This window comes from Shewanella sp. SNU WT4, from assembly GCF_006494715.1.
Classification (GTDB): domain Bacteria; phylum Pseudomonadota; class Gammaproteobacteria; order Enterobacterales; family Shewanellaceae; genus Shewanella.
The window spans coordinates 3989532-4012406 of sequence record NZ_CP041151.1 but is presented as its reverse complement, the minus strand read 5'-3'; the positions used below and the strand labels follow the sequence as shown (position 1 = coordinate 4012406).

At 48.0% G+C, this 22875-nt stretch carries 21 protein-coding genes; 20 read left to right on the top strand and 1 reads right to left on the bottom strand.

What is annotated here, in order from left to right:
* The 13 genes from FJQ87_RS18005 (at position 1) to FJQ87_RS17945 (ending at position 13123) form a co-directional block, all read left to right on the top strand.
* On the top strand, positions 1–906 hold the full coding sequence (locus tag FJQ87_RS18005) for an AAA family ATPase (protein WP_140933818.1): 906 nt from the start codon (positions 1–3) through the stop codon (positions 904–906).
* On the top strand, positions 903–2360 hold the full coding sequence (locus FJQ87_RS18000; protein WP_140933817.1) for a tetratricopeptide repeat protein: 1458 nt from the start codon (positions 903–905) through the stop codon (positions 2358–2360). The genes FJQ87_RS18005 and FJQ87_RS18000 overlap by 4 nt, the downstream gene beginning before the upstream one ends.
* Entirely contained in the window at positions 2357–4102 is a 1746-nt protein-coding gene (locus FJQ87_RS17995) for a GspE/PulE family protein (RefSeq protein ID WP_140933816.1), read from the top strand. Before FJQ87_RS18000 ends, FJQ87_RS17995 begins: the two co-directional genes overlap by 4 nt.
* 11 nt (positions 4103–4113) lie before the next feature.
* Positions 4114–5331, top strand: a complete 1218-nt coding sequence (locus tag FJQ87_RS17990; protein WP_140933815.1) for a type II secretion system F family protein — start codon at positions 4114–4116, stop codon at positions 5329–5331.
* Positions 5332–5336: 5 nt separating this feature from the next.
* The gene (locus FJQ87_RS17985; protein ID WP_168195231.1) at positions 5337–5831 is read left to right on the top strand and encodes an MSHA biogenesis protein MshF; all 495 of its coding nucleotides are present in this window, start codon (positions 5337–5339) and stop codon (positions 5829–5831) included.
* Positions 5832–5906: 75 nt separating this feature from the next.
* Entirely contained in the window at positions 5907–6539 is a 633-nt protein-coding gene (locus tag FJQ87_RS17980; RefSeq protein ID WP_140933813.1) for a type II secretion system protein, read from the top strand.
* Between the two features lie 92 nt (positions 6540–6631).
* Positions 6632–7135: a type II secretion system protein gene (locus FJQ87_RS17975; protein WP_140933812.1), complete on the top strand. Its 504-nt coding sequence runs from the start codon at positions 6632–6634 to the stop codon at positions 7133–7135.
* A 361-nt stretch (positions 7136–7496) separates the two neighbouring features.
* Positions 7497–8006, top strand: a complete 510-nt coding sequence (locus tag FJQ87_RS17970) for a type II secretion system protein (protein ID WP_140933811.1) — start codon at positions 7497–7499, stop codon at positions 8004–8006.
* A gap of 135 nt (positions 8007–8141) precedes the next feature.
* Positions 8142–8621 carry a type II secretion system protein gene (locus FJQ87_RS17965; RefSeq protein WP_140933810.1) on the top strand — a complete coding sequence of 160 codons (480 nt, stop codon included), beginning with the start codon at positions 8142–8144 and terminating at the stop codon, positions 8619–8621.
* A gap of 16 nt (positions 8622–8637) precedes the next feature.
* The gene (locus FJQ87_RS17960) at positions 8638–9189 is read left to right on the top strand and encodes a type II secretion system protein (protein ID WP_140934202.1); all 552 of its coding nucleotides are present in this window, start codon (positions 8638–8640) and stop codon (positions 9187–9189) included.
* Complete coding sequence (locus FJQ87_RS17955; protein ID WP_140933809.1) at positions 9189–10043, top strand: type II secretion system protein; 855 nt, start codon at positions 9189–9191, stop codon at positions 10041–10043. Before FJQ87_RS17960 ends, FJQ87_RS17955 begins: the two co-directional genes overlap by 1 nt.
* Entirely contained in the window at positions 10009–10494 is a 486-nt protein-coding gene (locus FJQ87_RS17950; RefSeq protein ID WP_140933808.1) for an MSHA biogenesis protein MshP, read from the top strand. The genes FJQ87_RS17955 and FJQ87_RS17950 overlap by 35 nt, the downstream gene beginning before the upstream one ends.
* Complete coding sequence (locus FJQ87_RS17945; protein ID WP_140933807.1) at positions 10484–13123, top strand: DUF6701 domain-containing protein; 2640 nt, start codon at positions 10484–10486, stop codon at positions 13121–13123. Before FJQ87_RS17950 ends, FJQ87_RS17945 begins: the two co-directional genes overlap by 11 nt.
* Before the next feature lie 68 nt (positions 13124–13191).
* On the opposite strand, the gene FJQ87_RS17940 is transcribed toward FJQ87_RS17945, so the two are convergent.
* Entirely contained in the window at positions 13192–13377 is a 186-nt protein-coding gene (locus FJQ87_RS17940; RefSeq protein ID WP_140933806.1) for a hypothetical protein, read from the bottom strand.
* Positions 13378–13409: 32 nt separating this feature from the next.
* Between FJQ87_RS17940 and FJQ87_RS17935 the strand changes: the two genes are divergently transcribed.
* The 7 genes from FJQ87_RS17935 to FJQ87_RS17905 all read left to right on the top strand — a co-directional run bounded on the left by FJQ87_RS17935 (position 13410) and on the right by FJQ87_RS17905 (position 22859).
* Entirely contained in the window at positions 13410–14459 is a 1050-nt protein-coding gene (locus tag FJQ87_RS17935) for a rod shape-determining protein (RefSeq protein WP_140933805.1), read from the top strand.
* Positions 14460–14496: 37 nt separating this feature from the next.
* Positions 14497–15351 carry a rod shape-determining protein MreC gene (gene mreC / locus FJQ87_RS17930; RefSeq protein ID WP_140933804.1) on the top strand — a complete coding sequence of 285 codons (855 nt, stop codon included), beginning with the start codon at positions 14497–14499 and terminating at the stop codon, positions 15349–15351.
* A complete protein-coding gene (gene mreD, locus FJQ87_RS17925; RefSeq protein WP_140933803.1) occupies positions 15348–15836 on the top strand; it encodes a rod shape-determining protein MreD in 489 nt (162 codons plus the stop codon). Before mreC ends, mreD begins: the two co-directional genes overlap by 4 nt.
* Before the next feature lie 3 nt (positions 15837–15839).
* The gene (locus FJQ87_RS17920) at positions 15840–16418 is read left to right on the top strand and encodes a Maf family protein (RefSeq protein WP_140933802.1); all 579 of its coding nucleotides are present in this window, start codon (positions 15840–15842) and stop codon (positions 16416–16418) included.
* 114 nt (positions 16419–16532) lie between these two features.
* Positions 16533–18038, top strand: coding sequence for a ribonuclease G (gene rng, locus FJQ87_RS17915; protein WP_140933801.1), 1506 nt, complete (start codon positions 16533–16535; stop codon positions 18036–18038).
* A complete protein-coding gene (locus FJQ87_RS17910) occupies positions 18038–22084 on the top strand; it encodes a YhdP family protein (protein WP_140933800.1) in 4047 nt (1348 codons plus the stop codon). Before rng ends, FJQ87_RS17910 begins: the two co-directional genes overlap by 1 nt.
* Positions 22029–22859 (top strand): carbon-nitrogen hydrolase family protein, encoded by an 831-nt coding sequence (locus tag FJQ87_RS17905; protein ID WP_140933799.1) that lies wholly within the window; start codon positions 22029–22031, stop codon positions 22857–22859. The genes FJQ87_RS17910 and FJQ87_RS17905 overlap by 56 nt, the downstream gene beginning before the upstream one ends.
* Positions 22860–22875: the final 16 nt, after the last annotated feature.

The window sequence follows — 22875 nt, the reverse complement described above, 5'->3', positions numbered from 1 at the left end:
ATGTATCTGCAGCACTTTGGCTTTACGCAGGCGCCTTTTACCTTAACGCCCAACACAGAGTTTTATTTTGGCCTGCCGCCTCATCATGAGGCGCTGCAGGTGCTTACTACTGCCTTGCTGACCGGCGAAGGATTTATCAAAGTCACAGGTGAAGTGGGTACAGGTAAAACATTAATTTGCCGCAAATTAATGAATGACTTACCCACTAATTATTATTGCGCCTATTTGCCCAATCCTTTTCTTGAGCCGGATGAATTGCGCTGGGCGCTGGCGATGGAGCTTGGGGTTGCAGCAACCACAGCCACCGACCGTCAGCAATTAGGCAGCTTAATTCAGCAAAAATTATTAGAGATGGCGGCGCAAGGTTTACGCATAGTGTTAGTGCTGGATGAAGCGCAGGCGTTACCTGACCAATCCCTCGAAGCACTGCGGTTGTTTACCAATCTTGAGACTGAAAAAACTAAGCTGCTCCAAGTGGTATTGTTTGGCCAACCAGAATTAGATGAGCGTTTAGCTACAGATAAATTTCGGCAATTACGCCAACGAATTACCTTTAGTTATGGCCTGCGGCCACTGACTGAAAATGAAACGCGAGATTATATTCACCACAGATTGTCGGTGGCGGGTAATCGCACTCAAGCCTTATTTAATCCTAAAGCCTGCCGCTTAGTGTTTCAAGCGGCTAGAGGCATTCCACGGCTTATCAATGTGATTTGCCATAAGTCTTTATTGGTGTGTTTTGGTGAAGGTAGTCAGCAAGTGAGCCTGCAACAAGTGCGCTCGGCGGCTTCAGATACTGAAGATGCCAATCCGACGGCGTCCCCCTTGTGGCGTTGGTTAGGAATATTTGGCTGCGCCGCCGTGGCAGCGGCTGCGGCAAGTGTTATGACTGGTCGTTTATTATGAGCGTTATCAATAAAATGCTAAAAGATCTCGATGAACGAGGTCAGCTAAAGCCGCCGATTGCTGACGATACACATGGTCACAATCATGGCAATCAGGCCGATGCCGCTTTAGTGTCGGCCGTTAACGTTAATCATCAAGCCTTAGCCAAAGCCTATGGCGCCCAACTGGCCAGCGCCCAAGCTAAAAAACCTTGGTCACTGATTGTCTTAGGCACTGTTGCGTTGGTGCTTATGTTAGGCGCGGCTTGGATGGGCATGCGCTTACCTGGTTTAATGCAAGGTACGCCGCAATCGGCTGCGCCTGAGTCATTAGCATCATCTGAATCTTTGCCTGCTGCGGACATACAGCAAGCTAGCTCGCAGCCTACTTATGCGGCGCAAATGGCGCCAATTACTGCGCCAACCGCAGCACCAAAAGAGCTCGCGCCAGCAGAAGCCACGGCAACAGTTGCTGCTGCCAATACGCTTGCGCGGCCAAGCGCGCCAAATAGTGATGGGGCAAATATTCAGCCGCTGACTCAATTGCAGACTGGTAGTGTTAACCCGGTAGCAGCGACAGCCATGGCTGCTGTACCTATTCAAGCCGTATCAACTCAAGCAGTTGTGACACGCACTGAGCCAGAGCACTCTGCTCAAGAATCGATTGGATCTGATGATAGCTATGCCGATAACGGCAATAATATAGTCACGCTGAGTGAAGATGAGAGCATGGCTCACAATGATGAGTTTAGTGGCTCTGAAGCGAGTGACAGCGCTGAAGCTAGTGTAAACACTGAAGCTAGTGAAAGCGCAGTCGCTCACGAAACCAGTATTGCCACGGTGCCAGCTAAACCTGCTCGCTATGAGCCAGTAACTATCACTACCGTGACTAAAGCGCCAGCGCGCATGGCGGGAACTTATATGGATAAGGCTTATGCCGCCAATCAAATGAATGATGTACCTGCGGCGATTAATGCTTATCGGCAAGCCTTAGTGCTAGACCCAAGCTTAGTACCCGCTCGAATTCAGCTGGCCGTGCTTGAATTTGGCCAAGGGCGCTTGGTGCCAGCGCAGCAAGTGCTCAATGAAGGTTTACGATTAACGCCCACTAACAGTGACTTACTTATGCTGTTAGCGCGGATAGAGCACGCCAATGGTCAGGTTATCCAAGCGCTTAGCACGGTTGCAAAAATCCCTGATGTCAGCGCTATGGCGCTACAAAAATGGATCCAACTCGGAGATTGGGCGCAAAATGCCAAGCAATTTGAGCAAGCAGAACAAGCCTATCGCCAGCTCGTGGGGATTGAGCCTGATGTTGGCCGCTGGTGGCTGGGGTTAGCGTATGCCATGGACGCGCAAGCGCGTTATCAAGATGCCGCTCAAGCCTATCGTAATGCGCTGCAAGCGCCAGGGTTGTCGGCCTCAGCGAGAAATTATATTGAAAATCGTTTATCCCAGTTAGGAGGGAGCTTATGAAGCCTAAGTTAAAGATGCGTCTAGGTGACCTCTTAGTTCAAGAACATATTATTTCTGAAGAAAATCTGCAGCAGGCATTGTCAGAGCAAAAGGTATCGGGCAAAAAGCTTGGCCGTACCTTGATAGATTTAAAGCTGATTGAAGAAGATCAATTACTTCGATTTTTATCACAACAGCTTAATTTGCCATTTGTCGATGTTAGCCGCCGCGCCATTCCATCTCAGGTAGTCAATTTATTATCCGAAGTACAGGCGCGCCGTTTTCGCGCTCTGGTATTAGAAGATCGCGGTAACTCCATTTTAATCGCCATGAGCGATCCTGCCGATCTGCAAGCGCTCGATCATTTAGAGATGTTGTTTGCGCCTAAAAGCTTAGATATCGCCGTATCGCCAGAGGGGCAGTTGCTTAGTGCCTTTGATACTCTTTATCGACGTACCGATGAAATCGCTGCCATTGCCGGTAAGCTGGAAGAAGAATACGCCGCCGATGATATTTTCGATCTTGGCGCCTTAACCGCCGCCGATAGCGACAGTGATACGACGGTAGTGCGGTTACTGCATTCCATTTTTGAAGATGCAGTGCAAATGCGCGCGTCGGATATTCATATTGAGCCTGGCGAAAAAGTGCTGCGTATTCGCCAACGGGTCGATGGTCTGTTGCATGAAAACACCCTCAATGAAGTCAATATTGCCGCCGCGTTAGTGCTGCGCTTAAAGCTGATGGCAGGGTTGGATATTTCCGAAAAACGTTTGCCACAAGATGGTCGTTTTCGCCTGGAAATCAAGGGCCATAAGATAGATGTGCGTATGTCGACTATGCCCATTTATCATGGCGAATCTGTGGTAATGCGTTTACTTGACCAGTCGGCAGGTTTATTAACGCTCAATGAAACCGGCATGCCGCCCGCGATTTTAGCGCGGGTGCGTAAACAGATTAAGCGCCCCCACGGCATGCTGCTGGTAACAGGCCCCACAGGTAGCGGTAAAACCACGACCTTGTATGGGATTTTATCTGAGTTGAATCAGCCAGAAAGCAAGATAATTACCGTAGAAGACCCAGTGGAATATCAATTGCCGCGGATCAACCAAGTGCAAGTTAACCACAAGATAGGGTTAGATTTTTCTAGCGTACTGCGCACCACGTTACGCCAAGACCCTGACATTATCATGGTGGGTGAGATGCGCGATCGGGAAACCGTAGAAATCGGTTTGCGCGGCGCGTTAACGGGTCACTTTGTGTTATCCACCTTGCACACCAATGATGCCATCACCAGCGCCTTGCGTTTACTGGATATGGGCGCTGCCAGCTATCTGGTCGCCAGCGCCTTACGAGTGATTATTGCTCAGCGCCTCGTTAGGCGGGTGTGCCATAACTGCGCTGCGCCTTATCAAGTTACGCCGCAAGACAGAAGTTGGATTATGAACGTGACTTCGCGGCCGATTCCTGAGCATAAGTTTCAGGTGGGTTTAGGTTGTCAAAGCTGCAATGGCAGTGGTTATCGTGGTCGTATCGGTATTTTTGAAATTCTGGAACTCGATGAAAGCATGGTTAACGCTATGCGCAGCGGTAATCCACAAGATTTTGCTGAGGCGGCCTATCGCAGCCCAAGCTTTACCCCGTTGGCAGAGTCCGCCATTGAATATTTATTTAATGGCATGACCACCTTAGAAGAAGTGGCCAAGCTGGTGGAAGATGTTGAAGATTCGCAAATTGCTAGCAAGCCTACGTCAAATGCTGAATAAGGACACCTCTGATGCCGAGCTTTAGTTATAAGGGCCGCGATAAGCAAGGCGCCTTAGTTAAAGGCGAACTGGAGGCGCTTAGCGTCAATGCGGCCGCCGATGTGTTGCTGTCACGCGGCATTATTCCTCTGGAATTATCCGAAAAAAAGCCAGCGACAGGCATAGATTTTAAGGCGTTAATGGCTCCCAAAGTGGGGTTAGATGAGCTGCAAATTTTTACTCGGCAAATGTATTCGTTAACGCGCTCCGGCATTCCTATGCTTAGAGCCATAGCAGGTTTAGCTGATACCACTTCATCCAAGGTGCTTAAAGAGACCTTGCATGATATTTCCAGTCAGCTAACGGCGGGTCGGCCATTATCATCCGCCATGAATCAACACCCTAAGGTATTTGAATCCTTATTTGTCTCTATGGTTCATGTGGGCGAAAACACAGGTAAGTTAGAGCAAGCGTTTTTGCAGCTTTCTGGCTATATCGAGCGCGAAATGGAGACTCGTAAGCGGATTAAATCGGCGATGCGCTACCCAGTATTTGTGCTGGTGGCCATTAGCCTTGCTATGGTGATTTTAAATATCATGGTGATCCCTAAGTTTGCTTCCATGTTTAGCCGCTTTGGCGCCGATTTACCTTGGGCCACTAAAGTACTCATTGGCACTTCCAATATGTTTGTTAACTACTGGCCGCTGATGCTTGCCGTAGTCGGTGGCACTATTTTTGGCATTAAGTCTTGGCTTAAGACAGATGCTGGCGAGAAAAAATGGGATCAATGGAAATTACATATGCCAGCCGTTGGCAGCATTATTGAACGTTCAACCTTGAGCCGTTATTGCCGCAGTTTTTCTATGATGTTAAGTGCTGGCGTGCCTATGACGCAGGCACTGAGCTTAGTGGCAGACGCCGTAGATAATGCTTATATGCATGACCGCATAGTCGGCATGCGCAAAGGGATTGAATCGGGCGATTCACTGCTGCGGGTGTCTAATCAATGTAAGTTGTTCACTCCCTTGGTATTGCAAATGGTCGCCGTAGGCGAAGAAACCGGGCAGATAGATCAATTACTTAATGATGCTGCTGATTTTTATGAAGGCGAAGTTGATTACGATTTAAAAAACTTAACCGCCAAACTGGAACCCATTTTGATTGGGATTGTGGCCGCGATTGTGCTTGTACTCGCCTTAGGGATTTACTTACCTATGTGGGACATGCTCAACGTAGTTAAAGGCGGCTAGTTGATATGGGTGGGATGCCTTCGGAAAAAATCAATCCACTCACTGCTTATCGGCGCATGGTGAGTGTGACTGTCATCTTATTGCTGCTTGGTATTTTAGGAAGTAAGTATTTTGATGTGTTACCTAGCATGGCCGCGAAAGGGCTTGAAATAGAGCATCCGCGCTTGCTTAACGTGTTAGCTATGGTGCGCGCGCAGTGGCTCGGCGTTAACCGCCCGCAAGTGCTACACCTTGATTGGTTCGCCATCAATAATGAGGCAAAGCCAACCAGTAAAATCGTTATCACTATGTCCACCGGCGGCTGGCCATTACCTGATAGTCATGACAATGCTGGCTGCCAGCGATTATGGTGGCAGTTATTGGGGAGTGACCTAGCAACGGATGAGCTAATGGCGATATATGTTGATGATGCTAACGCGTGTAAATATGAATCTGTAAATGGCTCGTTAATCCTTTATGATCTTGATAGCGGTACAGTCAGTTTTTTGGCGGGTTTATAGTTTAGGCTGCCAAAATGCTTTAGTTTGTTGACAAAAACGAGTAGAATATATCCATATTCGACATAGGGTTAGTGTATGACACATCAATTATTCAGAGTCGGTCGGGTGAATAATAATCACGGCTTTTCTCTTATTGAACTGGTTATAGTGATAGTGATTTTAGGAATTTTGGCGGCTACCGCTATTCCTCGCTTCCTTAATGTCACGGATGATGCTGAAAACGCTAGCGTTGATGGTGTCGCGGGTGGGCTTGCGACTGCCGTAGGTTTTACTCGCTCCCAGTGGGAAGTCGATGGTCGCCGTAATGCTAATGTGGTGTTAGATGGCACCAATATCGCGATTGACCCAAGATTTGGTTTTGCAACCGATGCAGTGAGTGGCGCCAATACTGATGCCACGGCTATGAGCCAAGACAGTTGCCAGCGCGTATTTAATGCCGTGCTGCAATCGGCGCCGCGTAACGTGACTCAAGGGCAAGATGCCCGCAAAGTCCGCTTTATTGTTTCCATGATAGGCGGCGCAGGTGGCAGCGGCACCGCCATTGATGGCACTCTCGTCCCTGGGCTGGATTTGTGCGTGTACCATCAAAGCGCGGCCGTAAAATTAGACCCTCAGACGGGCATACCGACTGAGAGCCTGACCTTAGAGATAGGTAATGGCGTGGTGTACAACCCTGGCACGGGGCAAGTGTTAAGTTTTACCAACTAATTGTCATATAACAATAACTTGTGATATTACAATAATTTATTTAGGTATTGTGGCGTTTGCCATAGTCGTATTGCTGTCCTAAGGGGATTATTATGCAACAACAAAAAGGTTTCACCCTGATTGAATTGGTCGTGGTTATTATTATTCTGGGTATTTTGGCCGTGACCGCCGCGCCTAAGTTTATCAACCTGCAAACCGATGCTCGCGCTTCGGCACTGCAAGGCTTAAAAGGCGCCATTCAAGGCGCTAATGGCATGATCTACTCAAAAGCTGTGATAGCTGGTGACCAAGCTAAAACAGAACCTAACACAACGGTTAATATCGGTTCTGGTAATGTGCCTATTTTCTTGGGATACATGCAAGCCACTAAAGCAGCTATCTTAGCTGGTACTGATATTAACGCCGCTGATTGGACATTTGATCCTGATACTGGCGCCGCATCTGGCACATTAGTGATCAAGCAAGTTGGTTCACCAGATGCAACTGGCAAAGAATGCCGCCTTACTTATGTAGCTGCTAAAGTTGCCACTGATGATAATGCTACACCTACACCAGCTACACTTCCTGTAGTCACAGTGCTTAGTGGCGGTTGCTAATACTTATTGCTAGTGTAAAAACCGACCTCAGGTCGGTTTTTTTATTAGTTAAGCAATTAGATAAGCAATTATTTTGCCATTACTGTAAGTCTTTTGCTGATATGCCTTGTTGCCGGAATATCAGCAAAGTACTAAGCGGCTTGATTGATATTTATTGCGGCATGTTGTTATTTTGCGCCTCAAAGGTTATTTTTAATTAATGCAACTCTTTAGTTTAATGCGTTAATTAATGGCGTTAATTAAGGAAAGGCATTGGCTTAACTCAACAGGGGTAGGCTAATACTGTAAAGGAATGGATTCGTGCCTAATCTTTTCTGCTATCGTGACCTCACGTTTTAATCTCTGTGTAGACTGGTGATATATGAAGCAACAAACAGGTTTTACCTTAATTGAGTTAGTCGTGGTGATTATTATCTTGGGGATTTTAGCTGTTACCGCCGCGCCTAAGTTTATTAACTTGCAATCGGATGCCAGAATTTCGGCGTTAGAAGGTGTAAAAAGTGCGATTCAGGGGGCCAATAGCCTCATTTATTCTAAAGCTTCATTGCAGGGCATTCAGGGTTCTGCCACTGGTTCTGTGGATGTTAATGGCGATTCACCTACTACGACTTCTGACGATGTGGCTGTTGTCTATGGTTATATGGCTGGGAGCTTGGCAGCCATCACGGCTGGCGCCGATATCAATGCCTCGGCTGGCACTTCGCCAACTGCGGCAGGTACAGGTGATTGGATTATTGATGGTACTACCGCTGGTAGCGCTAAAATTTGGCAACGCGGCGCGCCAGAAGGTTGTTTTGTGACTTATACCCAGTCAACCGGCGTTGGCGCTCTACCGACATTTACTGCTATCCCAGCTGCTAGCGCTTGCTAGAGGTTGAATATTAATTTAAGGCCTGCCTTGCAGGCCTTTTTTGTTTTTACTCAAGACATTGGCCATAATCAATAGGTACAATATTCGCTAAAATATTGATTCAATTCAATCTAGCGAGCTAGGAGATAGGGCTGTATGACAAGGGATGCCCCTCAGTTAGTCAAAATGCCAGGCTTTACCTTGGTTGAGCTAGTAGTCACCATAATGCTCATCAGTATTTTGGCTGTGACCGCACTGCCACGTTTGTTATCTAGCCAATCTGTGAGTGCTTACACCTTAAGAGATGAACTGATTAGTGAGCTGCGTAAAGCGCAGATCATGGCCTTGAATAATGCCGATCGTTGTTATCGGGTGGCTATTACCGCTACTGGTTATCAATTACAGCACTTTAACGATACTTGCACTGGACAGGCAGTACGCACTGAAAGTTTGCAAGCCTTTGATGCGGGCTCCTCGGTCGTTTTCACGGCCACAGGTAGCGCCAGTGTCAATCTTGATTTTAATAACTTAGGTCAAGTATCTCCGGCCTGCGCCGGCCCTTGTTTAACCGTGAGTGGGGGAGATGTGCTTGGCATTAGCATTGAATCGCAAGGCTACATACATGACAGTAATTAAGAGCGTGGCGCGCGGCATGCAAGAGCAAAACCGCTTAAGTTCAGGTACTCGCGGTAATCGCCAGTTGCGGCTTAAGTCAAAGCGCACTCAAGGCTTTACCTTAATTGAGTTAATTGTTGGCATGTTAGTGCTGGCGATAGCGTTAGTCATGATAGCGAGCATGTTATTTCCACAAGCTAATCGAGCCAGTGAAACCTTGCATCGAGTGCGCAGCGCTGAGCTTGCCCAAGCCGTGATGAATGAAATCTGGGGTAAGCGCTACGATCAGAACACTAATCCCGCCAGTGGCAATCCTTGTGGCCTCAATCCAAACCCGTGTTCAACGGTTATGGGCAGCGACAACAGTGAAACCCGTCAGCAATTTAATGATGTCGATGATTATAATGGCATGACTCAAAAGGCGACCATGCTCAATTCTTCGTTAACCTATAGCGATGTTTACACTGACTATCAATTGCAAGTCACAGTGAGCAGCACTGATAGTAGCGTCAGTAAACTCATCAACATTACAGTGACCACCCCTTTTGGTGAGCAAATAATATACAACGCTGTGCGGAGTAACTTTTAATGGTGCGCCTTCAACCTAAGCGCTGTTCTCGGCCAAGCTCACAAGCAGGTTTTACCTTAGTTGAGCTAGTCACTGTCATTATTATTTTGGGTATTTTAGCCGTAGGTGTTAGTAGCTTTATTATTTTTGGTACCCAGATTTTTGTGCAAGCTAATTCCGTTGAAAAAATGTTGGGGCAAAGCCGATTTGCCATAGAGCGCATGAGCCGCGATATTCGCGCTGCTGTGCCTAATAGCGTGCGTTTTGCGAAAAGCAGCAATCAGTGGCAGTGTGTTGAATTTATGCCGATAAAGGCGAGCTCAAGTTATATTGCTATCCCTGCTTACCCAAGCCCAGCAAGCAATAGCGCTACGGTGATAGCCGCCAGCCAACCTATTAGCAGTAATGACAATATGCTGGTGTATCCACTGACTCCCGCTGATGTATATGCGAGTCCTGATGCCAGCACTGGCAAGATTTTTGCGCTGGCAAGCACAACCATTGCGGGTTCGATTCAAACGATAACCTTTAAGCGTAATGTGCAATTTGCGGCGCAATCACCGCGCCAACGCTTTTATATTGCCGCAGAGCCCATTAGTTATTGTTTTATTCGTGCGCCTGGCTCAACTACGCTTGAACTAAGGCGATATACTGATTACGGTATAAAAACCAGCCAGCCAGAGCCAAGTAATGGCCTTAATACTGGGGTCTTGATGGCTGAGGACATAGTTAATGATTTAATAACAAGTCCTGCCATTACCGTTACCCCAGCCAATTTAATCGACAACGCCTTAGTGTTGTTGACCCCCGAATTTAGCGTGGCAGGAGAATCGTTCAGGTATGAACAGCAAGTTCAAGTTATCAATGCGCCCTAAACCTTTTAGCCATAAAGCCTTGCGTCACCAAGGTAGCGTATTAGTTATCGCCATTTTCATCATTACTGTGATGTTTCTACTCACTGGCGCCTTAATCCGCGTACTTAATGATGGCGATGATAGCTTAGTGCTGGAAGTGTGGGGCGCGCGCGCGTTATTTACGGCTAACTCTGGGGTGGAGGTTGGTCTTGCGCGCTTATTTCCACTGACGGGCGGCGTCACCGATTGCGCCGCGGTAGGCAGTGCGTGGACGCCGCCCAATGAAATAGGTTTTAGTGATTGCCAAGTGGAATTAGCTTGCACTAAAACCACTGTCGCGGGCATGACCCAGTTTGCTATTAGTAGTAATGCCGTGTGTCAAAGTGGTCAGTGTGACGGCGGAGTATCAGGGGATGCGAGTCAATGCATTCGGGTTAATCGTCAGGTTGAGGTGCAAGCCCGTGTTAATTAGAAGCTTAATCTTGGTCGCGACGTTAGTCGTCACTCATGGGGCGTGTGCCAAATCTTGTGAAGAGATTTTTACTGACCCTCCGAGCGGTGGCCATGGTAATAATGCCTTAAATTTACCGGCGGGCATTTTTAACAATGTTAAGGATTTAAATTGCGGAAACAGAGGTTGTAGTCCGGTTAGTAGCGCTTTTTTACCTGGGGATTATGGCTTTGATCAAGGTGACTTTAATAACGGCAGTCGGATCACCACTAATGGTGCCACCACGCGTTTATATTTTAAGAGCTTATCGTTAACCAATAGCAGCCTTAACATTAATGGCGATGAAAGCGACCTTATCATTTATGTTGATGGTGACTTAAGTATTGCCGGTCAAAACACTATCAATGGCATAGTGTATGTTAAGGGAGATGTCTCTATTACTGGTAAGGCGACGATAGATGGCGCGTTAGCCGCCGGTGGCAGTCTTAATATCAGTGGAAACGGAGACGTTGATTTTGACGATGATATCTTTGAAGACGCTGATTTTGGTGGCTTGTGCACTAATAGTTCGCAGGCCGATTTCCATCTGCAATTTGAGTATTCAGGTAGTCCGCTGGCCTGCGCGCCGCTGCAAGTTACAGTTAAGGCTTGTAAAAACGCGAATTGCTCGCAACTGTTTAGTGGCAATGTCATAGCGAACTTAACTCCAGTCAATGGCACTGGGCTTAACTGGCTTGATGAAAACAAGAATACGATTGGCAATCAGGTGACCATAGTTAATGGCGCGCGCACGCTGTTTTTAAGGCAATTTAATCAAACACCTATAATCCTTGGTGTGTCGTCATCGTCACCTTCAAGCGCTGCCTTCGCGACTACCCTATGCAGTAATGGCAGCTCACTCAGCGCCGCTAACTGCACCGTCAGTTTCGCTGAAGCAGGTTTTATCATTGATGATGTTGAAACCTATGCTAATAAGCCCGTGAGCGCAGCTATCATGGCGGTAAGACGTAGCTCTGGCGCACTTGAATGTCAGCCCACTTTTGCTAATCAAACTAAGTCCTTAAGTTTGTGGAGCAGTTATCTTGACCCTAATCCCGCATTAACTGGCGAATCCTTAAAGGTTGACGGCACTGCCATAGGTAAAAATCAGGCTGGTGCGACGCCTAAGTCGCTAAGTTTTGATGCAGAAGGTAAGGCAAGGGTAAGTGTGTTGTACGCCGATGCGGGTAAAGTGGCGCTGAACGCTAGGTATGTCGGGCAATCGGCTAGTAGTGATTCGGGTCTTATCATGGCGAGCACTAATGGCAATATGATCAATGTGCCTGCGGGTTTATGTATAGTTCCAGAAGCTAGCTACAACGCTGGTAGCAATGGCGTCTTTAAGCGGGCGGGGGATAGTTACTCTGTGACTTTGTCTGCGCGGGCGTGGCTGCAAAATGGCGATAGCAATTTTTGCGACAACCCCATCACGCCAAGCTTTACTATGACAAACCTTGCCCTTAAAAGTCAGCGTGTTACTCCTGCTGCAGGTGTTGATGCTGTAATTACCCCAAGTGTTTATACCCAAACGCAAGGTGGCGAGATGCGGCTAAATCAGTCTCTCAATGAAGTGGGTATTTATAAGTTAATTGCATCGCAACCGAAAGCCAGCAGTGGCGTCCCATTAGAGACCCATAAATATTTAGGTTCAAACTTACCTATTGCTGATGGTATCAGTGCCGATGTCGGCCGCTTTGTACCCGCCAAGTTTAGGATTAGCGGTCAAAGCTTATTGCCAGGCTGCAGCGCTGGCGACTTTAGTTATATGGCTCAGCCCATGACCTTAGGGCTAACGCTAACGGCTGAAAACGTGCAAAACCAACGAACTTACAATTATTTAGGCTCGTTTGCTAAGGCAAGCGCCGCTGCTGTCGCTGAAAATAACAATGACGGCATAAGCTTATCGCCACGCCTATCTGCATTGCCGGCATTAGTGTGGGCAGAAGGCCAAAGTGCGCTGCCTGTCACCACTGAACTTAGCTTTGCGCGGCCGCTCGCCCCTGCCATTGATGGTCCCTTTGATAATCTTGCGATAGGGATAATGGTGAATGATAACGATGGCGGTTATGGCATAGTGGCGGATCCCGATATGGGCGTGAACTCAATGGGTGATTGTAGCGTCGCCTCAGGTGGCTGCGATGCGCTGCAGCTGCTAACCACTAAAGTGCGGGCTGGGCGCGTGGTGATGGATAATACCTATGGCCCTGAAACCGCAGAATTAACTATGCCAAGCCGCGCTGAATATTGGGATGGTGCCCTGTGGCAAACCAATAACTTAGATGTGTGCACTAACCTCAATGCGAGCTTAACCTCAAGCGTTGATAATCCGAGCTTAGGCTATGTGTTTTATCCTGATTTAACGGCGGCGCAATCGGTAACACGCACGCGAAACAGTGCGATTAACCAAGGGCAGTTTAGTTTGATGTGGCAGCAGCTTGGTGGGTATCGTGGCCAAATAACTGCGCCGCTTATTGTGCCTACTTGGTTACAGTGGTATTGGAGTTGGGATGGTATCTCGCCGACTGTATTAGCAAATCCCCGTGCCAGCGCATTTTTTGGCAGCTATCGCGGCAACGATAAAGTGATTTATTGGCGCGAGCGTAGTGAATAATGCTCACTTGCTTAAAATAGCGCGCTTTCTTTAGGAGTTTGCGCGGTATTTAATGAAATTAAGCAAATTTATAGCCTGGCCACAGGCGGCGCATCGCCTTGAGTGGTGAGCGTCACAGATTTGTTAAGGCGTAAAAGATGTGAAATTAGCTTAAATGGGGGTTTTTCAAGTTCAACCACAAAAAAAAACGCTTCATTCTGGATGAGGGGTTGTGGAAAGAGGGTGGCATTGATAAAGTTAGCTGATTTTTTCATTTCTTCTGACTCCACAGATACAGGCTAGTTACATGTTCAAGAAGCTGAGAGGCGTTTTTTCCAACGATCTGTCGATCGACCTAGGCACGGCTAATACTCTGATTTATGTGCGTGGCGAAGGCATAGTCCTAAACGAGCCTTCTGTGGTCGCAATTAGAGGTGAACGCAATAGTCCAGGCCAAAAGACTGTGGCCGCCGTGGGCACCGAAGCTAAGCTAATGCTCGGTCGTACCCCTGGCAATATTCAAGCAATTAGACCGATGAAAGACGGTGTGATTGCCGATTTCTATGTGACTGAAAAAATGCTGCAGCACTTTATCAAACAAGTGCACAACAACAGCTTTTTCCGTCCAAGCCCACGCGTACTGGTATGTGTGCCAGTAGGTGCAACTCAAGTTGAGCGCCGCGCGATTCGTGAATCAGCCATGGGCGCTGGTGCACGTGAAGTGTATTTGATTGAAGAGCCAATGGCTGCGGCTATTGGTGCTGGTTTACCAGTATCAGAAGCGACCGGTTCTATGGTGGTGGATATCGGTGGTGGTACCACTGAAGTAGCCATTATTTCATTGAACGGCGTAGTGTATTCATCATCAGTACGTATTGGTGGTGATAAGTTTGATGAAGCCATTATCAATTATGTGCGCCGTAACTACGGTAGCTTAATTGGTGAAGCCACGGCTGAGCGCATCAAGCACACTATTGGTACTGCTTACCCAGGTGATGACGTGCTTGAAATTGAAGTCCGTGGTCGTAACTTGGCTGAAGGCGTACCAAGAAGCTTCACCCTTAACAGCAATGAAATTCTGGAAGCGCTGCAAGAGCCATTATCTGGCATTGTTAGTGCAGTGATGGTGGCCTTAGAGCAATCACCACCAGAATTAGCCTCAGATATTTCTGAGCGCGGCATGGTACTTACGGGTGGCGGTGCGCTGTTAAGAGACTTAGACCGACTGTTAATGCAAGAAACCGGTATTCCTGTGATGGTAGCCGATGACCCTCTGACCTGTGTGGCTCGTGGCGGCGGTCGTGCATTAGAAATGATCGACATGCATGGCGGCGATCTTTTCTCTGAGGAAAACTAACAAGTCCGAGGGCGGCTTAAGCCGCCCTTATTGATCTATGAAGCCAATTTTTTCCCGCGGTATCTCAAATCAATTTCGCTTAACACTGGCAGTGATATTGTCGGTGGGTTTATTGCTGGCCAATGATAGATTAGAGCCAGTTAGACAAACCTTATCCTCCTTTTTAAGCCCAATTCAGTACTTAGCTAACGTCCCCGGCCTTGCCTTGGATTGGTCGGCTGAAACACTAGCTACCCGCAGCATGTTAGAAACTCAAAATAAAGAGCTCTTGCGCCAGCAATTGCTAATGAGTGAACGTCTGCAGCGCTTTGAACATCTTCGCCAAGAAAACCAACGCTTACGCTCTTTGCTGGGTTCACCTGTGCATATGGATGCGAAGAAGATGGTGGCCGAAGTGATGTCGGTGGCAAGCGATCCTTATCATCATTATGTGGTGCTTAACCATGGCAGCAACAGCGGCGTGTTTGTCGGTCAACCTGTGGTGGATGCTTATGGCGTCATCGGCCAAGTGGTGGAGATAAGTAAGCTCACCAGCCGAGTGTTGTTATTGTCCGATGTTAGCCACGGCTTGCCGGTGCGTAATACTCGCAATGATGTGCGCTTGGTGGCCAATGGCACCGGCGTACTGGATGAAATTGAGCTTAGACATGTTGCTAAGAGCACAGATATTCGTGTGGGTGACTTACTCGTGACCTCAGCCCTTGGCCATAGATTCCCTGAAGGCTATCCGGTTGCGCGAGTCACATCGGTGCAAAAAGATGACGGCCAAAGCTACGCCAATGTGATTGCGCAGCCGTTAGCAGCATTAGATAGAATTCGTTATGTGTTATTGATTTGGCCAGAAGAAAATGAAGCGGCCGAGTCTTTAGTACCAGTGGAGGCTCAGCCATGAGTTTACAAGCGGCCAATGGCCGACTGGTAGTGTGGGTGAGTTTACTCGTCGGCATGCTGTTTCAAATCATGCCATTACCTGCATTAGTGGAACAGTGGCGTCCAGACTGGCTGTTGCTGGTTATGATTTACTGGGCCGTGGCTTTGCCCCACAGATACAATATTCTCACTGCCTTTACCTTAGGGGTATTGCTCGATATTTTATTGGGCGCCAACTTAGGCGTTCGCTCGCTGGCGTTTTCGTTAGTGATTTATGTGGTGGTGCTGCATTTTCAAAAATTGCGCAACTTCCCTATGTGGCAACAAGCCATGCTGGTGGCGCTGTTAGTGGGCCTGTATCACTTGCTGATATTTTGGGCTGAGTTTGTGATTGAACGCAGCACGTTCCAATGGTCGCTATTACTGCCAGCCCTATCCAGTTTAATTATTTGGCCTTGGGCATTTTGGGCCTTAAGGCGTCTACGCCGTCATTATAAAGTGAGATAACTCATGACCTTGGTTTTGGCCTCAAGCTCGCCGCGCCGTAAAGAGTTACTCGCGCAGGCGTTATTTTCTGCCGAGCAGACTGAATTTTCCATCGTTGTGCCTGATATTGATGAGACGCCTCATCAGGATGAGGCGGCCAGTGCTTACGTGGTGCGCTTAGCCATTGAAAAGGCGCAAGCCGGTGTTAAGTTATGTGAGCACATCGCCCATCCTGCCGTGCTAGGTTCAGATACAATAGTAGTGCTAGATAATCAGTTATTAGGTAAGCCGCAAGATGTTAGCGATGCTAAAGCCATACTGAGAGCCTTATCCGGGCGCCGCCATCAAGTCATGACAGCCGTGGCCTTAGTGACAGAGAACTCAGTTGATAGCCGCTTAGTCACAACCTATGTGCAGTTTTGTCCGCTCAGTGAAGCTGATATTGCTGCCTATGTGGCCACAGGTGAGCCTATGGATAAAGCGGGCGCTTACGGCATTCAAGGACTCGGTGGTTGTTTTGTTGCTGCTATTGAAGGTAGTTATTCCGCTGTGGTTGGCTTGCCTTTAGTGGAAACTCGAGAATTATTAGCCCAGTTGGCCTAATTCCGGTTGCACGACAATGGATGTCAAGATAACGGCTAGCATGCTTCGCCTTACGTGAGTTGCGGTTAAGCTCATTTATATTGCATTCGTTTTTAATCCCAGACGGGGTGTGTTGTGCCAAATCGATTAAATACCGTAAGAAATAGCGCCAAGTTAGGCTCAGAATTATTGATCAATGTGACCCCAAATGAGGCCCGTGTGGCTTTAGTGGAGCACGGAGTCTTACAAGAAGTACATATTGAGCGCCGCTTAAAGCGTGGGCTAGTGGGTAATATCTACAAAGGTAAAGTGAGCCGGGTATTGCCTGGCATGCAAGCCGCCTTTGTTGATATTGGTCTGGAAAAAGCCGCGTTTTTGCATGCCTCAGATATTATGCCCCATACCGAATGTGTCGATGATAACGACAAGCATAACTTTGTGGTGCGCGACATTGCCGAGTTAGTGCGTCAAGGCCAAGACATTATGGTGCAAGTGGTCAAAGACCCCTTGGGCACTAAAGGCGCGCGCTTAACGACAGATTTAACCTTACCTTCGCGCTACTTGGTATTTATGCCAGGCTCTAGCCATGTGGGCGTATCGCAGCGGATTGAATCTGAAACTGAGCGTCAACGTTTACGCAATATTACCCAACCTTATGTGGATGCTGATGGCGGCTTTATTATTCGCACCGCCGCCGAAGGCGTGGGTGATGAAGCGCTGGCGCAAGATGCTGCTTTTTTAAGACGGGTGTGGGCCAAAGTCAGTGAGCGTCGCAAGCGCCGCGGTGTGGCTTTGCTGTATCAAGATTTACCACTGCAAGTGCGAGTCGTGCGTGATTTTGTGGGCACTGAACTTGATAGTATTCAAGTAGATTCTCGCCGCACTTATGACGAGCTGCTAGAGTTTGCCACTGAGTTTATGCCAGAAATTGCGGCCAACCTCAGTTACTACACAGGTCCTGCGCCGTTATTTGATCTCTACGATGTTGAAAACGAAATTCAGCGCGCTTTAGGGCGTAAGGTGGAGCTTAAATCTGGTGGCTATTTGATCATAGATCAAACCGAAGCCATGACGACTGTGGATATCAATACCGGCGCCTTTGTCGGCCATCGCAATCTTGAAGAAACCATCTTTAACACTAACCTTGAAGCGACCCACGCCATAGCGCGGCAACTGCGCCTGCGTAACCTTGGCGGCATTATCATTATCGACTTTATCGATATGCTCGATAAAGACCATCAACAGCGCGTGCTAGAAAGCTTACAAGCCGCATTAAGCCCAGATAGGGTCAAGACCAATGTCAGTGGTTTTTCTGGCTTAGGTTTAGTGGAAATGACGCGCAAGCGCACCCGCGAAAGCTTAGAGCATGTGTTGTGCGGTGAATGCCCAAGCTGTAAAGGCACGGGTAGCATGAAAACAGTTGAAACGGTAAGTTATGAAATCTTCAGAGAAATCATACGCCTTGATCGTACTTATAAGACGGATGAGTTTTTGCTGTATTGCTCACCCTTAGTGCACGCCAGTTTAAGTGGTGATGAGAGTCACTTATTGGCCGAGCTTGAAGTTTATGTGGCTAAGCGAATTCGTTTGCATTCAGAACCTATGTACGCCCAAAGCAAATACGATGTGGTAATGATTTAGTGACTCAGGCTGCTCGACCTTGGCTTAGCCGAGGGTTATCCATAGTCAGTGTGTGCTGGAAGACCTTAGCTGTCTTGCTGGTGCTATTTGCCTTAATGGTCAGTCTTGTGCGCTCGTTATTGCCACAGGTTGAGCAAGTGCATCAGCAGTTAGTGCAACTGTTAGAGCGTGAGTTTCAACTTAAAGTCGAGCTTGCCAGCATCCAAGCCGATTGGCAAAGTCATGGGCCAGAGCTTAGGTTAGTTAAGCTTGCTATCCCTAAGCAAGATGGCGTGCCGCTTAGCCTTGAGATTGATAATGTTCAGGTCAAACTTAACTTCTGGCAAAGCTTAATCAATCTTGAGCCTAGAGTACAAGATGTGAGCTTTAATGGGGTTAAGTTAGCCCTAGATACCGATGCGCTGGCCTTATCGCAGCCGCAACAAAAGCATAATGCGGACTGGCTGTACTCCTTGCTATTAGGGCAATTGGAGCGCTATTCCATCACCAATTTACAGCTTGATATCATCAGTCGCCATCGACACTTTAATCCCATTCATATCGACACCTTAAATTGGCGCAATCGCGGCGATCATCATCTCGGTCAAGGGGTGGTGTATTTAGACAGTGGCGCTAAAGAACAGGAATTACTGTCGCTGCGGGTGGATATTAATGGCGATAGCCGCAAACCCGATAGCCTAGTAGGTGAGATTTATGCGGTTGCCAGCGATCTTAATCTAGCCGAATGGGCTGCCACTCAGGCCAATCCTTATCAGCCCGATGAAAGCTTGCCACTCTCTGGTGTGGTTAACTTTGAAGCTTGGCTTGCCATCAAGGGGCGCGCTTTTGGCAATGGTCTGGTGGATTTTGGCCACAGCAATTTACGTTGGAATTTAGCGGGTAAACCGCAAGATTTGGCCATCAAGCAAGGGCAACTGCAATGGATACCCAATGCTGACGGTTGGCAATTTTTCAGCCATAACCTTGATCTTTTTACCAATAAGCAGCCGTGGCCGCAGTTAGATGTGTTAGTGAGTAGTAATCATCAAGGCTTACATGCTCAGCTTGCTACGCTTGAGCCTGCATTACTATTGCCGTTATTGCCGCTGGTGCCAAACATGGATTTGGCAAGCTTGCTGCAATATCAACGCTTAGCGCCGCAAGGCCAAGTGTCGGATATTGTGTGGCAGAGTCAATACCAGAGCGCAGCACCAGGCCAAACACAAAGCCAAAGCCAGCCGTGGCAGTTATCCCTTAAAGCCAAGCAGTTAGGATGGAACCCCAGTGGCAATATCCCTGGAATTAATAGCGTTAGCTTTGATGTCAGCGCCACCCAAGACACGCTAGCGTTAGCCTTAGCGCCGCAGCCGTTAACCTTAGATTATCCTGCGCTCTTTAGTGACAAGCTTAACCTCAATGTCGGCGCCACTAACATCCACTATGGTTTTGCTAGCCAGAGTGTGACTATCGCTGATATCGCGCTGCAAAACGCTGAAGTATCACTTAATGCCGCCTTGCAGCTAGATTTGTTAGATACCCCTAACTTAGCCTTGGCCGCCACAGTGAGTCTTAATGACGCCGCTAAGATAAAGCCGTTGCTCCCAGCCGATGCCATGGGGCAAGAGTTAGCCGATTACTTGGCCGACGCGCTGCGCGCAGGTGAAAGTCATGAGGCGCAAGTGGTATGGCAGGGCGCGTTTAGCGATTACCCGTTTAGCGATAATCAAGGTAAATTTCAAACCGCTTTTACTTTAGATAAGGCCGAATTTGCCTTCCAGCCCGATTGGCCGGCGGTGACTGATATTCGCCTCGATGCCTTATTTGATAACGATCGCATGGATTTATGGCTGCGCCGCGGCAAGATATTGCAAGTGGATGTTAGCGGCGCTCATATTGCCATTCCAGAGCTTGGCGAGCGCAGCTTAGTTGAGATAACCGCTGATGTTAAAGCCAAAGCGCAAGATGCTACGGCTGTCATGCTGCAATCGCCACTGCATGACAGTGTCGGTGAGACTTTAAAAGTGGTGCAAGTTCAGGGTGATGTCAGCGCTAAGCTTGATTTAGCTATCCCCATTTATGATGAAGAGCCAGTGCTTAAAGGCATAATCACCCTTAATAAGGTGCCTGTGTATCTAAAAGAGCCCGGCCTACAGCTTGATGATGTGAGCGCCACACTTGCCTTTGAAAACGATGTAGTGACAGGCAATAAGCTAACCGCCAAATTATTTGGCCAGCCATTACAGTTTGATATTGCCACTAAACCCGTTAAGCAAGACTACGCCTTAGATGTAAAGCTTGCCGGTCAATGGCAGCTAGCTAAGTTACCGCCTGAGTTGCACACCCAGTTAGCCCCGTATTATCAAGGGAATGTTAATTGGAACGGCAAGCTCGGCATGGTGTTTGATGATAGTGGTTATCGCATTCAAGCCAATATTAAGAGTGATTTGCGCAATACCCAATTAACTTTGCCTGCGCCTTTAGTTAAAGCTAAGGGTGAAAAGCTCATCTTAACCGCTGAATTTATTGGCGATAATCAAGAGTCTCACCTTGGTATTAAGCTAGGCAAATTAGCTGAGTTTTGGGGCGGCTTTAACGCTAAGTCGGGTAAGAACTTGGCTTATTACGACTTAATGCTGGGGCGCAATTTCAAGCTCGGGCAAAACTTAGCGAAACAGCAAGGCGCCATTTGGCTCGACTTAGATAACGTAGACTTGGCCCCTTGGCTCGAAGTAATAGATGCCCTTAGCCAAGGGCGCAATAGCAATGTTTTTCCGCCGCTTGAGCAAGTGCAAGGCAAGGTTAAGCAACTCACCGCCTTTGGCCAATTATTTGAAAATATCACGGTTAATGCCAAGCCAGTGCCAGATTCTTGGCAAATGGATGTGGATAGTGACGCACTCGCGGGCACCATCCATGTGTATCCAGATTGGTTAGCCCAAGGGGTTAAACTGTCGGCGCAGCATTTATATTTAACGCCAGTACCGCCCCTTAGTGCGCAAATAGCGGCAACTAATAGCCAAGCGGCTAACACCAGTCGTCAAACTGCGCCGCTGCAAGCCTTGAGATCGCAATTACCGCCCATTGCCTTAGATGTGAATGATTTTCGCTATCAAGATAAGCAGTTAGGCCATTTAGTCTTACAAGGCGCGCCGAGCGAGCTTGGCTATCAAATCCAAACCGTATCATTAACTGCGCCCGGCATAAATTTGCGTGGCAATGGGGTTTGGCATAATACCCTTGAGCAAAACACTACCGAGCTAGATGTGACTCTTAAGGCCAAAGCCTTTGATTTAATATCAGATCGCTTGCAGATAGACCCAGGTGTGCAAGACGCGCCGCTATCGCTTGCTGCTAAGCTTAATTGGCACGGCTCGCCCTTTGATCTGCACTTAGATAATCTCAATGGCGCCGTTAGTTTTGATATGGGTAAAGGCCACTTATCGCAGGTGAGTGATAAAGGCGCGCGCATATTCTCACTCTTTAGCTTAGATTCGTTACTGAGAAAATTATCTTTCGATTTTTCAGATGTTTTTGGTCAGGGTCTGTATTTCAATGCCTTTAGTGGTAATCTAAAAATTGATAATGGCGTAGTCAAAACCACCGACAGTGAAATGGATGCCATCGCCGGCAACATGAAGGTGCGTGGTTACACAGATCTTGCCACCGAAAGCTTAAATTACGATATTCGCTTTGTGCCGCAATTGGCCTCAAGCGTACCTACTGTGGTGCTACTGAGCACGAGCGCTTGGACCATGGGTGTCGGCGCATTTGCTCTCACTAAGGTGCTTGAGCCTGTGATAGAAGTGATAGCCGAAATTCGTTTTCGAGTATCTGGGACTATGTCAGATCCTAAGATTGATGAGCTTGAGCGTAAGAGTAAAGAAATCGTGATTCCAGATGCTATCTTATCGACTCAGCCGCTGGCGATAGCTCACGATGGTATGGCGCCAAAGGATAGCCGCGCTGCAAACGCAGCAAGTAACCAACCCAACACGGATGGGCGTAAAGCAAATGAAAGTCAGTCTGTTACAGTGTCAGAGCAGTCGCAGCCCCCAAGAAAATCTTGAGTTTATCTATGCGCAATTGCGCGCCTTAGATAACTGCGGTGAGCCAAGATTAGTGGTCTTGCCTGAATGCGCCTTATTGTTTGGCGGCATTGAATCTGAGCAGCAGCAATTGGCCGATGACTTAACTATGTTGGCCAAGCTTGCCAGCCTAGCCGCTGAATTTGCTATCACCTTAGTGGCAGGTACCTTACCTGTGCGCGCCAGTGATGGCCGCTGTTGCAGTCGCTGCCATGTTTTTGGCCCACAAGGTCAATTACTGGGAGATTATGACAAGCTGCATTTGTTTGATGCCACCATTGGCGATGCCACAGGTCGCTATTGCGAGAGCCATACTTTTTATCCAGGCGATCATATCAGTGTTATCGACACTGAATTTGGCAAGTTAGGTCTCGCCATTTGTTATGATTTGCGCTTTCCAGAATTATTTCGTGCGTTAGCACAGGCTGGCTGCGATGTGATAGTCGTGCCGGCAGCCTTTACTGCGGTAACAGGCGCCGCCCATTGGCAAACCTTAGTGCAAGCGCGCGCGCTCGACAGTCAGTGCTTTATCTTAGCCACAGGCCAATGGCACCCACAAGGGGTGAGGCAAACCTGGGGGCAGAGCATGGTGGTTGGCCCTTGGGGCGACATTATTGCGCAAAAGCTTACGGGCGTTGGTTGGCTGCACTGCCATATAAATAAAGATGAGTTAGCCAAAGTGCGTGCCGCCTTACCGTTAGCGGCCCACAATAGATTTCAATTGCCGTCGCTTAAATCGATGTCAGTTCAGGATTAATTACCAAGAGATCAAA

Bases quoted from the DNA above. Each gene is read 5' to 3' on its own strand.
- FJQ87_RS18005 (WP_140933818.1), top strand. From the start codon at position 1: ATGTATCTGCAGCACTTTGGCTTTACGCAGGCGCCTTTTACCTTAACG.
- FJQ87_RS18000 (WP_140933817.1), top strand. From the start codon at position 903: ATGAGCGTTATCAATAAAATGCTAAAAGATCTCGATGAACGAGGTCAG.
- FJQ87_RS17995 (WP_140933816.1), top strand. From the start codon at position 2,357: ATGAAGCCTAAGTTAAAGATGCGTCTAGGTGACCTCTTAGTTCAAGAA.
- FJQ87_RS17990 (WP_140933815.1), top strand. From the start codon at position 4,114: ATGCCGAGCTTTAGTTATAAGGGCCGCGATAAGCAAGGCGCCTTAGTT.
- FJQ87_RS17985 (WP_168195231.1), top strand. From the start codon at position 5,337: ATGGGTGGGATGCCTTCGGAAAAAATCAATCCACTCACTGCTTATCGG.
- FJQ87_RS17980 (WP_140933813.1), top strand. From the start codon at position 5,907: ATGACACATCAATTATTCAGAGTCGGTCGGGTGAATAATAATCACGGC.
- FJQ87_RS17975 (WP_140933812.1), top strand. From the start codon at position 6,632: ATGCAACAACAAAAAGGTTTCACCCTGATTGAATTGGTCGTGGTTATT.
- FJQ87_RS17970 (WP_140933811.1), top strand. From the start codon at position 7,497: ATGAAGCAACAAACAGGTTTTACCTTAATTGAGTTAGTCGTGGTGATT.
- FJQ87_RS17965 (WP_140933810.1), top strand. From the start codon at position 8,142: ATGACAAGGGATGCCCCTCAGTTAGTCAAAATGCCAGGCTTTACCTTG.
- FJQ87_RS17960 (WP_140934202.1), top strand. From the start codon at position 8,638: ATGCAAGAGCAAAACCGCTTAAGTTCAGGTACTCGCGGTAATCGCCAG.
- FJQ87_RS17955 (WP_140933809.1), top strand. From the start codon at position 9,189: ATGGTGCGCCTTCAACCTAAGCGCTGTTCTCGGCCAAGCTCACAAGCA.
- FJQ87_RS17950 (WP_140933808.1), top strand. From the start codon at position 10,009: ATGAACAGCAAGTTCAAGTTATCAATGCGCCCTAAACCTTTTAGCCAT.
- FJQ87_RS17940 (WP_140933806.1), bottom strand. From the start codon at position 13,377: ATGAAAAAATCAGCTAACTTTATCAATGCCACCCTCTTTCCACAACCC.
- FJQ87_RS17935 (WP_140933805.1), top strand. From the start codon at position 13,410: ATGTTCAAGAAGCTGAGAGGCGTTTTTTCCAACGATCTGTCGATCGAC.
- mreC (WP_140933804.1), top strand. From the start codon at position 14,497: ATGAAGCCAATTTTTTCCCGCGGTATCTCAAATCAATTTCGCTTAACA.
- mreD (WP_140933803.1), top strand. From the start codon at position 15,348: ATGAGTTTACAAGCGGCCAATGGCCGACTGGTAGTGTGGGTGAGTTTA.
- FJQ87_RS17920 (WP_140933802.1), top strand. From the start codon at position 15,840: ATGACCTTGGTTTTGGCCTCAAGCTCGCCGCGCCGTAAAGAGTTACTC.
- FJQ87_RS17905 (WP_140933799.1), top strand. From the start codon at position 22,029: ATGAAAGTCAGTCTGTTACAGTGTCAGAGCAGTCGCAGCCCCCAAGAA.